This window comes from Janthinobacterium sp. 1_2014MBL_MicDiv (assembly GCF_001865675.1).
Taxonomy (GTDB): Bacteria; Pseudomonadota; Gammaproteobacteria; order Burkholderiales; family Burkholderiaceae_D; genus Janthinobacterium.
Genome location: NZ_CP011319.1, coordinates 1,438,998 through 1,454,283, shown reverse-complemented (window position 1 = coordinate 1,454,283; position 15,286 = coordinate 1,438,998). Strand labels below are relative to the sequence as shown.

Here is a 15,286-nt window from a genome sequence, read left to right as displayed (position 1 = left end):
GCATGCACCCTTCCGAGGTTTTATTCCAAGGCAAACGCCAGCCGCTGTTGCTCGCCGCTTGCGACCACTACGCCGGCTCTGAAAAGCTGATGCGTAAATCGATTGCTTTGCAACAAGAGCTTGGGCCCCTGTTCGACATCACTTTCGACTGCGAAGACGGCGCCAGCGCCGGCAATGAAGAAGCGCACGCGCAGATGATCGCCGGCCTGCTGGCCAGCGACGACAACCAGTTCAACCGCATCGGCGTGCGCGTGCACGACGTCGACAGCCCGTTCTTTGCGCGCGACGTGGAACTCATCTGTGCCGCCGCATCCCGCCTGGCCTACATCGCCGTGCCCAAGGTGGGCGGCGTGCAGGACGCCATGCTGGCCATCGACCTGATCAACCTGCACGCGCGCCGCGCCGGCCGCGACGACTTGCCCGTGCATATACTGATCGAGACGCACGGCGCGCTGCGCGACGCCTACGCCATCGCCGCCCTGCCCCAGGTCGAATGCCTGTCCTTCGGCATCATGGATTTCGTCTCCGCCCATTACGGCGCCATCCCGGCCGCCGCCATGCGCACGCCGGGCCAGTTCACCCATCCGCTGGTGGTGCGCGCCAAGCTCGAAGTGGCCGCCGCCTGCCACGCGCATGGCAAGGTGCCGTCGCATAACGTGACGACCGATGTGCGCGATTCGGCCGTGGTGGCCAACGATGCCCAGCGCGCGACGGCCGAGTTCGGCTATACGCGCATGTGGAGCATCCATCCGGACCAGATCAAGCCCATCATCAAGGCTTTCACGCCGCGCCTGTCCGAAGTCAACGAGGCGAGCAATATCCTGAATGAGGCGCTGCGCGCCAACTGGGGCCCGATCGCGCAAAATGGCCGCTTGCACGACCGCGCCAGCTACCGATATTATTGGACCGTTTTGCAACGCGCCAAACTGGCGGGCCTGGGCCTGCCCGAGGCGGCCGCGGCATTACTCAATACCCCCTCTTCCAGCACCACTGAAAACTGACAGGAATTACACGATGTCCATCTCCAAATTAGCAATTGCCTGCAGCGTCGCGCTGGGCGCGATGACCCTCACGCTGACGCCAGCCAGTTTCGCCGCCACGGACACCGCCAAGGCGCCGGCAAAAGCCAAGGTGGTCAAGGCCAAGGCCAAGACCACCAAGGCAAAAGCTGCCGCCAAGGAAGCGCATCCACTGGCCATGTCGGTCATCGACAAGGAAGAGTCCGACGAGCCGGACACCGCAGGCTCCGCCTCCACGGATTTCAATTGTGAACTTGGTAATAAAATTACCATCTACACCAATGCCACGGATGACAAACACATCGCCCTGCGCTGGAAGAAGCGCCTGCACCGCCTGAGCCGTGTCGGCACCACCACCGGCGCCAACCGCTTCGAAAACCGCCTGTATGGCCTGGTCTGGATCGGCATTCCGGCCAAGGGCATGCTGCTCGATTCCAAGCAGGGACGCCAGCTGGCCAACGAATGCAAGGATGCGGAGCAAGCCAAGCCGGCGGCATTGGTGGAAGCCCCGGCCTCGCTGGGCGTGCTGCCGGCAACCGGCGGCTGATGTGCGTAGCAAGGGCCTCTTCGGGGGCTCAGTCATGTTTTGTACCCTGAATAATCAATAAATAGACGATACCCAACAAGGAGAGGTCATGTCCCGCAACACTCTGAACACGCTCAAGGACTTTAATATTTCGGACAGCAAGAAGGGCAAGCTGTATTCCCTGCCTGCGCTGGAAAAAAGCCTGGGCATCAATGTCTCCCGCCTGCCGGTGTCGATTCGCATCGTGCTCGAATCGGTGCTGCGCAACTGCGACGGCAAGAAAGTCACCGAAGAACACGTCAAGCAATTGGCGAACTGGGGCCCGACCGCCGAGCGCACCGACGAGATCCCGTTCGTAGTGGCGCGCGTCGTGCTGCAAGACTTCACCGGCGTACCGCTGCTGGCCGACCTGGCCGCCATGCGCAACGTGGCCGCCAAGATGGGCATCAACGCCAAGAAGATCGAACCGCTGGTACCGGTCGACCTGGTGGTCGACCACTCGGTGACCATCGATCACTACCGCGAAAAGAAAGCGCTGGACCTGAACATGAAACTGGAATTCTCGCGTAACAACGAGCGTTACCAGTTCATGAAATGGGGCATGCAAGCGTTCGACACCTTCGGCGTCGTGCCACCAGGCTTCGGCATCGTCCACCAGGTCAACCTGGAATACCTGGCGCGCGGCGTGCACCACGCAGGCAAGAAAGCCGGCGATGTGTACTACCCCGACACCCTGGTCGGCACCGACTCGCACACCACCATGATCAACGGCATCGGCGTGGTCGGCTGGGGCGTGGGCGGCATCGAGGCGGAAGCCGGCATGCTGGGCCAACCGGTCTACTTCCTGACGCCTGACGTCATCGGCGTCAACCTGTCGGGCGCGCTGCGCGAAGGCTGCACCGCCACCGACCTGGTACTGACCATCACCGAATTGCTGCGCAAAGAGAAAGTCGTCGGCAAGTTCGTCGAATTCTTCGGCGAAGGCACCGAATCGCTGACCCTGACCGACCGCGCGACGATCGCCAACATGGCACCGGAATACGGCGCGACCATGGGCTTCTTCCCAGTCGACGAAGCAACCATCGATTACTTCAAGGGCACCGGCCGCAGCAAGGCTGAAATCGCCGCGTTCGAAGGCTACTTCAAGGCACAAAACCTGTTCGGCGTGCCGAAAGCGGGCGACATCGACTACACCCGCGTGGTGGAACTGAACCTGGCGTCGGTCGCTCCGTCGCTGGCCGGCCCGAAACGCCCGCAAGACCGTATCGAAATCGGCAACGTCAAGGCCAACTTCGCGGAACTGTTCGCCAAGCCGACGACCGAAAACGGCTTCAACAAGAATCCGGCCGACCTGGCCGCCGTGTACGAAACGACGAATGGCGTGAAAGTATCGAACGGCGACGTGCTGATCGCCGCGATCACCTCGTGCACCAACACCTCGAACCCGAGCGTGATGCTGGCTGCCGGCCTGCTGGCCAAGAAAGCCGTGGAAGCGGGCCTGAAAGTCGCTCCGCACATCAAGACCTCGCTGGCTCCCGGCTCGCGCGTCGTCACCGAGTACCTGACGGCCGCCGGCCTGCTGCCCTACCTGGAAAAACTGGGCTTTGGTGTCACCGCCTACGGCTGCACCACCTGCATCGGCAACGCCGGCGACCTGACGCCTGAACTGAACGCCGCCATCGCCACCCACGACATCGTCGCTTCGGCCGTGCTGTCGGGCAACCGCAACTTCGAAGCGCGCATTCACCCGAACATCCGCTCGAACTTCCTGGCCTCGCCACCGCTGGTCGTCGCCTACGCCATCGCCGGCAACATGACGCGCGACCTGATGACCGAGCCAGTCGGCAAGGGCAAGGGCGGCAAGGACATCTACCTGGGCGACATCTGGCCAAGCTCGGCTGAAGTGTCGGCCATGATGAAGTTCGCCATGAACGCCAAGGTGTTCAAGGATAACTACGCCGACGTCAAGGGCGCGCCAGGCAAGCTGTGGGAAAAAGTCACCACCGTGTCAGGTCAAGTCTACAACTGGCCGAAATCGACCTACATCGCGGAACCACCGTTCTTCGACAACTTCTCGATGACGCCAGCGGCAGTGGCCACCGGCATCGAAGGCGCGCGCGCACTGGGCGTGTTCGGCGACTCGATCACCACCGACCACATCTCGCCAGCCGGCTCGATCCAGGAAAACGGTCCTGCAGGCAAGTGGCTGAAGGAAAACGGCGTCCTGAAAGCGGACTTCAACTCCTACGGCTCGCGTCGCGGCAACCATGAAATCATGATGCGCGGCACGTTCGCCAACGTGCGCATCAAGAACCGCATGATCCCTGCCAAGGCAGACGGTTCGGCGGTCGAAGGCGGCATCACGATCCACCAGCCTTCCGGCGAAGAAATGTCGATCTACGACGCAGCGATGAAATATGTTGCTGAAGGCACGCCAACCATGGTCTTCGGCGGCGAAGAGTACGGCACGGGCTCGTCGCGCGACTGGGCAGCCAAGGGCACCCAGCTGCTGGGCGTGAAAGCCGTGATCACCCGTTCGTTCGAACGCATCCACCGTTCGAACCTGGTGGGCATGGGCGTGTTGCCACTGCAATTCATCGGTGACGACAGCGTGCAGACGCTGGGCATCACCGGCAATGAAACCTTCGACCTGAAAGGCCTCGAAGGCGAAATCAAGCCACAGCAACTGGCCACCCTGGTGATCCACCGCGCCGACGGCACCAGCGTCGACGTGAAAGTGCTGCTGCGCATCGATACGCCGATCGAAGTCGATTACTACAAGCACGGCGGTATCCTGCCATTCGTGCTGCGTCAACTGCTGGCCGAGTAATCGCTCCAGCTGTGATGTAAGATGAAAGCGCCGGTTCCGACCGGCGCTTTTTTTTCGCCGGCAGGCCCGTGACGGCTTGAAATTGCGACGATTGGCATGATCTACAGACAGCTTACGTATTGCGTGCGGCCGAATCCTCTACAATACGGTTATAAGGGTTTATCATTGTTTGACTGATCCATTTTTTTCACTTTCCGAGACTCTTATCCCGCTATGCGTCGTCCTTCCAAAGATTCATCCCATAAACTGACTGCCGACAGCCAGCGCCTGGTCACCTTTGCCCAGGCGATCGTACAGGCAGCCAGCCGTCTCGAAGAGCGGTCCTGGGAACACAGCCTGGATACGCAGCTCCAGAAATTACTCAAGACCGGCCACCAGGACACCATTGACAACACCCTGGGCAGCCTGTTCAAGGAAGACTTGAACGCCTACGACGTGCTGATGGACTGCGTTGAAGCCGTCAGCGAATCGACCGTCATCGTGCATGAGGACGTGCGCTACGACGCCCTGCTGGTGGCCGTGCCCATCCTCGCGTGGACGCGCTTTTCCATCGCCTCCGGCCCCATGGCCGGCGATGCGCACGGCGTGCTGTCCGCGCACTTTGCCGCCCACCTGCTGGCCGACGGCACGAAGATGGCGATGGCGCCCACCCTGTACTCGATCGACCAGCTGCCGCGCAGCCACGTCGAGACCTATGCCAAGACGCAGAAGCTGGCGCAGGCCGCGCTGAAAGGCACGGCCGTCAAGCCGTCAAGCAAGGAGGCGGAAACGGCGCCCTTCCTGGCCGACACGCGCTACCTGCTGGTGGCCGTGGTGGCCCCTGCTGGCGCACCGCTGTTCCGCTGGCAAACGCCGGCCAGCCAGCTTGACTTCATCGCCGAGCGCAGCGCCGCCCTGGAACAATGGCGCACGCAGGCGACGCCGACGATCGCCCGCCTGCTGCCTGGCTGCGGTCTGGAACTGCTGCTGCCGGAAGCGTACTACGTGGCCTGTCGCGAAGCGGACAAGCTGATACGCCCCGTGTCCGTGCGCGCCGCCGTGCATTACCTGACACACACCCTGGCCATCGAGCCGTCGGAACTGCGCGCCGTCATCGCCGGCTTCGGCGAGGAAGCGGCCGACGGCCAGGTGGACGAGTACCGCATCGCCTTCACCCTGCGCCAGGCGCCGGACGTCATCTACGGCATCGTCTGGCCCCTGTACGGCCAGGAAGACGAGGATGGCACGCCGATCGAAGGCCTGATCCAGGTCGGAATCGCCGCGCTGGACAAGCAAAAGACGCCCGTCGATGAAATTATCGAGCATCTCAACGCGGCCGGCGTGACGCAGATCAAGCGCCATGCGGAGCGTTTCGTCGGCGAATATTGCGACGATTGCGGCGCGCCCCTGTTTGCCGACCCCGTGGGCGAGCTGGCGCATGCGGAAATGCCCGAGGATACGCCGCAGGGCACCGAGCATTTCCATTGATGCTGTAATGCTGTTGTCGGATTACGCGCTGCGCGCTAATCCGACCTGCGACGCCAATCCGACCTGCGCTGCTACGGAACCGGCAAGGGCCGTAGGTCGGATTAGCCGGTACGGCGTAATCCGACAACACCCCTGATGCAAAAAAAGGCGAAACCGAGGTTTCGCCTTTTTCATTACCACGTCCAGCAATCCACCATCACCACTGTGAAAACGGGTGGCGGATCAGGTTTGCGTTGTAGTAACGCGCGTCGCCCGACACTTCCGCGCCGATCCAGTCGGGCTTCTCGAACGGCTGGTCTTCCGATGCCAGTTCGATCTCGGCCACCACCAGGCCGGCATTGGCGCCGAGGAACTCGTCGACTTCCCACACCATGCCCGCGTGTTCGATGCGGTGGCGGTACTTTTCGATCAGCGGCTGCTCGCACAGGCCGTCGAGCAGCTCGATCGCGTCGGCCAGCGGAATCGGATACTCCCACTCGCCGCGCGACGCGCCCACGTTGGCACCCTTGATGGTCAGCATCGCCTGTTCGCCTTCGATGCGCACGCGCACGACGCGCTCGCGCGCCGACGACAGGTAACCCTGGCGCAGCAGGACCGGCTGGCCCAGGCCGCGCCAGGCGTCGCCGGCAAGCAGGAATTTACGCTCGATCTCGATACCCATGAACAACGCCGTTCAATCCAGCGACAGCAGGATAGGCTGCAGCATGGCTGCGCCCAGGGCCGCGCTGCGCGCGCCGTTCCAGCCGACGGCCGGATCGGGCAGGTCGGCGTTTTCCTTGAACGGCATTTCCAGCGTCAGCGCCAGGCACTGGAAGTGGTGGCCAATGTATTTCGACGCCAGCGTCAGCATGTCCGACTTGTACTTGCTGGCCGCATAGCCGAACTTGTCCTGGAAATCGGGGCTGGCCTGCTTGTAGCGCTCGATGAAGGCCTTCTGGTGCGCGGCCTGCGCCGGCGTGAAGTTTTCCAGCATTTCATTGCCGGCCACGAAGTTGTACGGCAGCGCTTCATCGCCATGGATGTCGAAGAACATGTCGACGCCCGTTTCGTGGATCTTGTTTTTCACACACAGCACTTCCGGGCTGTTTTCCAGCGTAGGCGTCATCCATTCGCGGTTCAGGTTGGCGCCGGCCGCATTCGTGCGCAGGTTGCCGCGGATGGAGCCGTCCGGGTTCATGTTCGGCACGATGTGGAATACGGCGCGCTGCAAGAGCTTGCGCGCGATCGGGTTGGCGTCGTCCAGCAGCGAGTCGATGAGGCCTTCGACGAACCATTCGGCCATCGATTCGCCCGGATGCTGGCGCGCGATGACCCAGATTTTCTTTTCCGCCTGCGGATTGCCGATGGTGACCATGTTCATGTCGCGGCCGTCGACCGTGCTGCCCAGGTCGGATACGCGCGCCAGCGGATGCTCGGCCACTTCGCCCAGCAGGCGCAGGTGGCGCTCCCACGAATACGGCTCGAAGTAGGCGTAGTACACGCTGTCGAGTTCCGGCGTGTGCGTGATCGTCATCACCTGGCCGTCGAACGCCGTCGGCACGCGGAACCAGTTTTCGCTGTCGTAGCTGGCCACGGCCTGGTAGCCTTCATAGCCGGCCGGATAGGTGGCCTGGCCCGCGTTCAGGAAGCGCATCGTGCATGCCTGGCCACGCGCGCCCTGCAGGCGGAAATGGAACCACTGGTGGATGTCGGCGTGGCTGTCCTTGCGCAAGTTCAGGTCGATGGCGCCGGCACTGGTGGCGCTCACCACGTCGATGGCGCCCGAGTCGAAGTTCTGGCTGATTTTAATGGTCATGTAAAGATCCCGTCCAAATGTAAGTGTTCCGGCGTTGCCTCGTGGGCCACGCCGTTGCGCAAAACGCAGTGTAAGCTATCCCGCTATTTTCCGCCCTTTGGCCCCGTTCGCAAAGCCTGACCGGACGATTCATGCACCAATCCGGGGCATCGATGGAAAAGTGCCGGGCAAAAGCGCGAAAAATCGGCCGGCTGTTGCATCTACCGGACAAAAAACTGATTTGTAACAGCGGCTGACACATTGGCACCAGGCCGCCCCCCTATAATTCTTTCTTTCATAGAGTCGCCAGGAAAGAGTCGTGGACAAGAAGTTAACTAATATTCAGGAAAGAAAGTTACGCGAAGCTCAGGCGCGGCGCGAGCACATCATCGACGTCGTCAAGGATCTCATCAAGAAGGGCGGCGCGCGCGCCGTCTCCATCCGCAAGGTGGCCGAAGCGGCCGGATTTTCCACCACGGTCGTGTATGCGCTGTTCCGCGACAAGGCCACCCTGATCGCCCAGGCCATGGACAAGGACTTGCTGGAACTGGTGCGCGCCATGCGCACGGCCTGCGCCGGCAGCGACGACCCGTGGCAGCGCATCGCCCTCGTCGGCCGCGCCTACGTCGAGTATGGCTTCCAGCATCCGGACGAATACTCGCTGATCTTCATGGAACTGCGCCCGCATGCGGAAGTCGACGCCGCCCTCGTGGAGCATGGCAATATCGAACAGGACCCGTATGCCTACGCGCTGCACCTGTTCACCGCACTGGCGCAAGCGGGCAAGGTGCGCAATGACGAGAGCGCCCTGCACGCGATGACGCAGATCTTTTGGCAGGCGCTGCACGGCCTTGTCTCGCTGCGCATCGTCATGGATGCGGGCGACCCGTGGACGCCGCACCCGGAAATGAACGCGCATATCGACGACTTGCTGGCCGTCGTCACGACAGGCATCGGCCTGCGCTTTGCGCCTTGACGTTTGATCCGGCGCAAACCGCTGCGCCGGAAAAGGCAACAATCGAAACCGACGTGAAAAAAAGGCAGGCGCGGTGATGAACCGCCCTGCCCTGCCTTTCTCCGCGCGGCACTGACTTTATGGTGCTTCCAGCATGCTCTGCGTTTCCTGGTAGCGCGCATGCCAGGACAGCGCCTGTTCCAGCAGGTGCGGCGTGTGGCCGCCGCGCTGGCACGCCGCATCGTAGTAGGCGCGCAGCTGCGCGCGGTAATCGGGGTGCGTGCAGCGATCGATGATCAGCGGCGCCCGTTCGCGCGGCGCCAGTCCGCGCAAGTCCGCATAACCCCATTCCGTCACCAGCACATCGACGTCGTGTTCCGTATGGTCCACATGCGACACCATCGGCACGACGCTGGAAATGCGTCCGCCCTTCGCCGCCGATTTCGACACGAACATCGACACTTGCCCATTGCGCGCGAAGTCACCCGAGCCGCCGATGCCGTTCATCATGTGCGTGCCGCACACGTGCGTGGAATTGACGTTGCCGTAGATATCGAACTCGAGCGCCGTATTCAGCGCGATGATGCCCAGGCGGCGCACGATTTCCGGGTGGTTGCTGATCTCTTGCGGGCGCAGCACGATCTTCGAGCGGTAGTGGTCGATATTCTCCATCAGCTTCTGGTGCACGGGGGCCGACAGGGTGATCGACGAAGCCGAAGCGAACGCCAGCTGGCCCGAATCGAGCAGCTCGATGGCGCTGTCCTGCAGCACTTCCGAATACATGGTCATGTCGCGGAAGGGCGAGCCGATCAGGCCGTGCAGCACGGCGTTGGCGATGGTGCCGATGCCTGCCTGCAAGGGCAGCAATTCCGGCCCCATGCGGCCAGCCGCCACTTCGCCTTGCAGGAAGGCGATCACGTGGCCGGCGATCGCCTGCGTTTCCGCATCGGGCGGCAAGGCGTTCGACGGGCTGTCGGGGCTGTCCGTGATGACGATGGCGGCGATGCGGGCCGGGTCGATGGCGATGGCCGTGCTGCCCAGGCGCTGGTCGACGCGCGTGAGCGGTATCGGCTCACGGCCAGGCAAGGTTTGCGGAATGTAAATGTCGTGCAAGCCTTCCAGCGCCAGCGGCGTGGACAGGTTGATTTCGATGATGACTTGCGTGGCCTGCTGGGCAAAGGCGGCGGAGTTGCCCACCGACATGGTCGGGATGATGGCGCCGGCGGCCGTGATGGCCGTCGCCTCGATGACGGCGATGTCGACGGCGGCCAGGTTGCCCGAACGCAGCTGCTCGGCCGTTTCCGACAGGTGCTGGTCGATGAACATGACTTCGCCCTGGTTGATCTTGCCGCGCAGCACAGGATCGACCTGGAACGGCATGCGGCGCGCCAGCACGCCCGCTGTCACCATCAGGCCGTCGCTGCCGTTGCCCAGCGAGGCGCCCGTGATCAGGGTCAAGGACAGCGGGTCTTGCAGGGCACGCTCGGCCAGTGCGCGCGGCATGGCCTTGGCGTCGCCGGCACGGGTAAAACCGCTCATGCCGACACGCATGCCGTTATGGAACAACTTGGCTGCCTCATCGGCGCTCATGATTTTACCGAGCAAGCCTGGGTGGCGGATACGGTCCTCGTACATCGTGATGCTCCTGATATTCTTAATATTCTCAAACTGGATGGCTGTCATACACCAACCCCATAAGTGGGATTCAGTATAAAATCCCGGCCACATGCATGGCATGAATTAATTTCGTCACATCCAGTCGATATTTTCATGCCGCGCCGAGGCGAGCCCCATCTTGGATATCCGTTCCCTGCGCTATTTCGTGGAAACCGTGCGCCTGTCGAGCTTTACGCAGGCGGCCGAATCGCTGCACCTGACCCAGTCCACCATCAGCAAGATGGTGCGCCAGCTCGAAGATGAAGTCGGCGCCCAGCTGCTGGTGCGCGACGGGCGCAAGCTGACCCTGACGGACACGGGCCGCATCGTCTACCAGCATGGCCAGGAAATGCTGGCCAATATGCGCCAGCTGACGCTGGAAGTGCGCGACACGCAGGCCTTGCAGCGCGGCAGCCTGACGGTCGGCATCCCGCCCATGATCAATGTCCTGTTCACGCCTGTTTTAAAGGCTTTCCGCGCGCGCCATCCGCATATCAGCCTGACCCTGCAGGAAGACACGGGCCAGCAGATCGAACGCAAGGTGGCGGCCGGCGAGCTGGAAATCGGCATGACGGTGCTGCCGGCCGACCCGGAACTCGACCTCGTGGCGGTGGCCATCGCCAGCTACCCGATCTGGGCCCTGGCCGAGCCGGGCACCTTCCAGAAACAGCGCACGACACTGCCGTTCAAGGCGCTGGCCGAGCTGCCGCTGGTACTCTTGAAAGATGAGTTCGCCCTCACGCGCAGCCTGCGCCAGCATTTCGCGCAGGCGGGCTTCGAACCGCGCATTGCCGCCCAGAGCGGCCAGTGGGACTGGCTGGTGGCGATGGCCTCGGCCGGCCTGGGCGTGGCGCTGCTGCCGGAACCGTTCATCCACCGCCTGGCCGGCGAACCGCTGGAAGCCGTGCGCATCGTCGAGCCGGACCTGGCCTGGCAGGTGGCGCACATCTGGAGCGGGCGCTATCTGTCGCACGCGGCGCGCGCCTGGCTCGCAGTGTGCCAGGACGTGCTGGGCACGAAGTTCGCACATTGACGCAAAAAAGGGTGGCCGAGGCCACCCTTTCTATTACTGCTGCGCGGCGCTTATTTGCCGGCCGCGTCCTCGTTGTACATGCCGGCATATTTCCAGCCGAAGTACAAAATGAACGTGTAGCACAGGGCCGGCACGATGAAGGACAGCTGCAGGCTGATCGAATCGGCCAGGAAACCCTGGATGAACGGCACGATGGCGCCGCCGACGATGGCCATGCACAGGATGCCCGAACCCTGGCCCGTCTGGGCGCCCAGCTTGTTCAGCGCCATGCTGAAGATGGTGGGGAACATGATGGAGTTGAACAGGCCGACGGCGATCAGCGACCACATGGCCGTGTGACCACTGGAGAAGACGGCGACGAGGATCAGCGCGATGACGATGGCGGCATTGAAGGCCAGGGTCTTGCCCGGGCTGACATAGCGCATCACGGCGAAACCGACGAAACGGCCCAGCATGGCGCCGCCCCAGTAATAGCTGACGAAATACGCGGCGTCGGCATGGCTGAGGCCAGCGATATGGCTCTCGCCCAGGAAGTTGATGAGGAAACTGCCGATGCTCACTTCGCCGCCCACGTACAGGAAGATGGCCAGCGCGCCCAGCACCAGGCGGCGGTGCGACCAGATCGACACCTTCTGGCCGTCCTGCGCCAGGCTGGCGGCATCGTCCGCATGCGAAATCTTCGGCAATTTTGCCAGCGCGAACAGCACGGCCAGGATCACCAGCGTGGCGGCCAGCACCAGGTACGGCCCCTGCACGGCGGCCGCTTCCTTGGCGCGGTAGGCCAGTTGCTCGACGGCCGGCAGCAGGTCGAACTGCTGCACCGTGAGGACCGTGCCCGACAGGATCAGCATGCCGCCCAGGGCCGGCGCCACCGTGGTGCCCAGCGCGTTGAACGCCTGCGTCAGCGTCAGCCGGCTCGACGCCGTCTGCGGGTCGCCCAGTTCCGTCACATACGGATTGGCGGCCACCTGCAACACGGTGATGCCGGCCGCCAGGATGAAGAAGGCCAGCAGGAACAGCGCATAGCTGCCTGTCGAGGCCGGGTAAAACATGGCGCAGCCGGCGGCGGCGATCAGCAGGCCCGTGACGACGCCGTTCTGGTAGCCGATGCGCTTGATCAGCATGCCTGCCGGCAAGGAAACGATGGCGTAAGCGCCAAAGAAGCAGAATTGCACCAGCATCGCCTGCACATAGGTCAGAGTGTAGATCGAGCGCAAATGGGGAATCAGCACATCATTGAGCGATGTCAGCAACCCCCACATGAAAAACAGCACCGTGACAATGATCAGGGCGCCTGTATTGTTTTGCGTGCCGGCCTGTGCGGACTGGACGCCCTGGCCTTGCTTTACGTATTCCATACCTTCTCCATTTTCAAATCCAAGTTTTGTCTTGCCAGGCATGGAAGCGGTTCCATCCGGGCAACACCGGGACGCACAAGAGTCACGCCAGAGCACGCGCCAGACATCAGCGCAGGCTATGACTGCCATCAGCAATACAAGGCAGGCATGGCGCAACTCGCGCGCGGCAGGCGCACGGCCGACCGTTTCTCGTCGGAACATTGTTTTAGGGAGGCAGCGTGCTTGCGGAGCGCGTATAAAAACAACATTCGGGCAATAACAGTCTTGTAGTAAAACTACGATACAGCGCCCGCATTATGCCCGAAAGCCCCATAAAGCGCAGCTTTCCCCGCTGTTATTCTAAAAATGAATAGCCGTTATTTGAAATCAAAAGTAGCCTTATATCTTGGAATTGGTATACTTATGTTGCAGTGCAGCACAACGCGGCACGCCACACAAGGAGTCTGCCATGTCTACCGCATTTACCTATCACACGACGCAAAACAACAATATCATCGCCACCCTGACGCACGCCGCCAAACGCCTCGGCGCCTGGCTGACGCAAGGCAGCGACCGCCGCGAACGCGCCTATGAGGAAGCCTATCTGGCCGAATCGACCGACCGCTACGACCTGGAATACCGCATGCGCGAACTGGCGCGCGCCAACCCGCAGCCAAGCTGGATGAGTGGCCTGAGCCGTTAATAGCTGCCGCAGTTCCCGCTCCCGTCATCCCTTTGCAGTCCGCTACTACAGCACGACCGCAATGCCACCGATAGCGCCATCCTGCTCGCCTTGCGCTTGAGCACGGGATGGGCCACGGCCTGCCAGCACCCATCGCCATCCTCGCCAGCGCGGCAGCCTGCGCGACACGGCGCGCACCAGGCCGGCGCCTGATCGACGACACCGGCATCAACGCGCCCCTGCCGACAGCGGGGCCCGAGGCGGATGGCATCGCCGCCCCCAGCTAGCCATGCTGCAGTGCGTCAGGTCATTTTCCTGAGCTTTTGCACGTTTTTCTGTCAATACATCTAGTTTTACTACGCAATGCTACCGAGTGATTTTTACCACGCGCAGCATCGCCGCTTCAATCCTATAATGGCGGCCCGCGCCCCAGCGCCATACAGATCTCCGCCATGACAGTCCTCAGCCACACCCACCCGCTGGTCGTCCAGCTGGAAAACGACTTGCTGCCCCGCTTCCGCGCAGCGCTGCCGCAGGTCACGGCCGGCGCGCCGCAGGTGCTCGCCTCCGTCTTCGCCTTTTCCAGCGGCACGGCCAGCACCTTCGAGGAGTATCACTTCGGCATTTCCTGCCTGCGCGACGGCGTGCCAGACGACCAGCCGGAAGAAGTGGCGCTGCTGGTCAGTGTCTCCGGGCTGGACAGCGGCGCGCAGCTGAGCGCGCAAGTGCTGTGGGGCCAGCCCTCGGGCAAGGTCGAGGCGCAGGCGACGCTGCCGGCGGCGGACATCAATGGCTTGCTTGGCGCCCTGCCCGCGTTGCTGGCCGCCCTGCAAGCGGCGGCGCAGCGGGGCCGGCCCGAATTGTGACAAGCGCATGAAAAAGTGCCACTAAACAACAACTTACGATTTCCGCAGCGCAACATTATTGACTTGCACTAGTCATACCCCCTATCCTTTCAGTTACGTTTGGTGAGAATGTGTGCATGTTGGCGCGGCCCCCTGCCGGCCTGCCGATATGCACCACTGCAACACCGTCCTGCCACAACCAAGTCCATTCCGCATCTTTGCTGCATTGTTGCTGCAACCACCAAGGTGGCGCGCCACAACGGCCGCTGCCAGCAAATACGGAGCCGACTGACATGCAATCGACCATGCCATCCCTGACCACATCCCTGCTGGGCTGCGCCGCATTCGTGCTAGCGGCCCAGGCCCTGCCTGCACAGGCGCAAACGGCGCCAGCCGGCGAGGCCGTCACCACGGCCGCCAGCTTCAGCGCCAACGCCAGCCTCGCCTCGCAATACATTTCGCGCGGCTTTCGCCAGACCTGGGGCAAGCCGGCCCTGCAGGCGGGCGCCGACTATGTCCACCCCAGCGGCTGGTCGCTGGGCACCTGGGCGTCCACCGTCAGCGACCGCTATATCCAGGATGCCCGCGTCGAATGGGACCTGTACGGCGGCTACAGCGGCACCGTGGGCGAGCTGGGCTACAGCGTGCTCGCGTATTACTACAAGTATCCGGGCGCCGTGTATCGCGCCACGGGCGTCAAGTACGACTATGGCGAACTGTCGCTGGGCCTCAGCTACCAGATGCTGTATGCCAAGTACAACCGCACGGTCACGCCGGATTTTTTCGGCATCAGCAATGCGCGCGGCACGGGCTACCTGGACGTCGGCGCGAATGTCGACCTGGGCCACAGCCTCACCCTGAACCTGCACGCCGGCAATGGCCGGGTGGCCGGCACGGGCAACGCCATCTGGAACTGGCGCGACGCCAAGGTGGGCATCACGCGCGCCTTCGACGGCGGCTGGAGCGTGAGCGGCGCCTGGACGCGCGCCTGGGGCGCCACCGATGCCTACGACCATTACACGCTGGGCGTGCCGAATGCGGCGGGCCGGTTCGACACCTCGAACCCCGCGGCGTCCACCTTCGTGGTGGCCGTCAGCAAGACTTTCTAGGCGCGCCACCCGCGTTGCCCATGACACCGATTTCCCTCCTCACCAAGGAATAG

Annotated in this window: 14 protein-coding genes; 10 read left to right on the top strand and 4 right to left on the bottom strand. The window is 62.8% G+C overall.

The genetic code is table 11. The annotated features are described in order from the left end of the window. The first annotated feature begins 2 nt into the window (after positions 1–2). From YQ44_RS06370 to YQ44_RS06355, 4 genes are all read left to right on the top strand, one after another. Positions 3–1,001 carry an HpcH/HpaI aldolase/citrate lyase family protein gene (locus YQ44_RS06370; RefSeq protein ID WP_071322671.1) on the top strand — a complete coding sequence of 333 codons (999 nt, stop codon included), beginning with the start codon at positions 3–5 and terminating at the stop codon, positions 999–1,001. Between the two features lie 13 nt (positions 1,002–1,014). Beyond that, positions 1,015–1,566 (top strand): hypothetical protein, encoded by a 552-nt coding sequence (locus YQ44_RS06365; RefSeq protein ID WP_071322670.1) that lies wholly within the window; start codon positions 1,015–1,017, stop codon positions 1,564–1,566. Positions 1,567–1,654: 88 nt separating this feature from the next. Further along, positions 1,655–4,375, top strand: coding sequence for an aconitate hydratase AcnA (acnA, locus tag YQ44_RS06360; protein ID WP_071322669.1), 2,721 nt, complete (start codon positions 1,655–1,657; stop codon positions 4,373–4,375). Positions 4,376–4,588: 213 nt separating this feature from the next. After that, positions 4,589–5,842: a DUF2863 family protein gene (locus YQ44_RS06355; protein ID WP_071322668.1), complete on the top strand. Its 1,254-nt coding sequence runs from the start codon at positions 4,589–4,591 to the stop codon at positions 5,840–5,842. A gap of 196 nt (positions 5,843–6,038) precedes the next feature. Here the strand turns inward: YQ44_RS06355 and YQ44_RS06350 are convergent, their stop codons facing one another. Both YQ44_RS06350 and YQ44_RS06345 read right to left on the bottom strand, forming a co-directional pair. Next, positions 6,039–6,503 (bottom strand): CYTH domain-containing protein, encoded by a 465-nt coding sequence (locus YQ44_RS06350; protein ID WP_071326291.1) that lies wholly within the window; start codon positions 6,501–6,503, stop codon positions 6,039–6,041. 12 nt (positions 6,504–6,515) lie between these two features. Then, complete coding sequence (locus YQ44_RS06345; RefSeq protein WP_071322667.1) at positions 6,516–7,637, bottom strand: M14 family metallopeptidase; 1,122 nt, start codon at positions 7,635–7,637, stop codon at positions 6,516–6,518. Positions 7,638–7,935: 298 nt separating this feature from the next. Between YQ44_RS06345 and YQ44_RS06340 the strand changes: the two genes are divergently transcribed. Beyond that, complete coding sequence (locus YQ44_RS06340) at positions 7,936–8,592, top strand: TetR/AcrR family transcriptional regulator (RefSeq protein WP_071322666.1); 657 nt, start codon at positions 7,936–7,938, stop codon at positions 8,590–8,592. 117 nt (positions 8,593–8,709) lie between these two features. Here YQ44_RS06340 and YQ44_RS06335 read toward each other — a convergent pair whose 3' ends face one another. Beyond that, positions 8,710–10,206 (bottom strand): succinate CoA transferase, encoded by a 1,497-nt coding sequence (locus tag YQ44_RS06335; RefSeq protein WP_071322665.1) that lies wholly within the window; start codon positions 10,204–10,206, stop codon positions 8,710–8,712. 160 nt (positions 10,207–10,366) lie between these two features. On the opposite strand from YQ44_RS06335, the gene YQ44_RS06330 reads away from it, so the two are divergent. Continuing rightward, positions 10,367–11,260 (top strand): LysR substrate-binding domain-containing protein, encoded by an 894-nt coding sequence (locus YQ44_RS06330; RefSeq protein ID WP_071322664.1) that lies wholly within the window; start codon positions 10,367–10,369, stop codon positions 11,258–11,260. A gap of 50 nt (positions 11,261–11,310) precedes the next feature. Here YQ44_RS06330 and fucP read toward each other — a convergent pair whose 3' ends face one another. After that, on the bottom strand, positions 11,311–12,618 hold the full coding sequence (gene fucP / locus YQ44_RS06325; protein WP_071322663.1) for an L-fucose:H+ symporter permease: 1,308 nt from the start codon (positions 12,616–12,618) through the stop codon (positions 11,311–11,313). Between the two features lie 448 nt (positions 12,619–13,066). Between fucP and YQ44_RS06320 the strand changes: the two genes are divergently transcribed. From YQ44_RS06320 to YQ44_RS06310, 4 genes are all read left to right on the top strand, one after another. Next, positions 13,067–13,300, top strand: a complete 234-nt coding sequence (locus YQ44_RS06320) for a DUF3563 family protein (RefSeq protein ID WP_083411673.1) — start codon at positions 13,067–13,069, stop codon at positions 13,298–13,300. 107 nt (positions 13,301–13,407) lie between these two features. Further along, a complete protein-coding gene (locus YQ44_RS28705) occupies positions 13,408–13,566 on the top strand; it encodes a hypothetical protein (protein ID WP_156894715.1) in 159 nt (52 codons plus the stop codon). Positions 13,567–13,731: 165 nt separating this feature from the next. Beyond that, positions 13,732–14,145, top strand: coding sequence for a hypothetical protein (locus tag YQ44_RS06315; RefSeq protein WP_071322662.1), 414 nt, complete (start codon positions 13,732–13,734; stop codon positions 14,143–14,145). 272 nt (positions 14,146–14,417) lie between these two features. Continuing rightward, entirely contained in the window at positions 14,418–15,233 is an 816-nt protein-coding gene (locus tag YQ44_RS06310) for a TorF family putative porin (protein ID WP_156894714.1), read from the top strand. Positions 15,234–15,286: the final 53 nt, after the last annotated feature.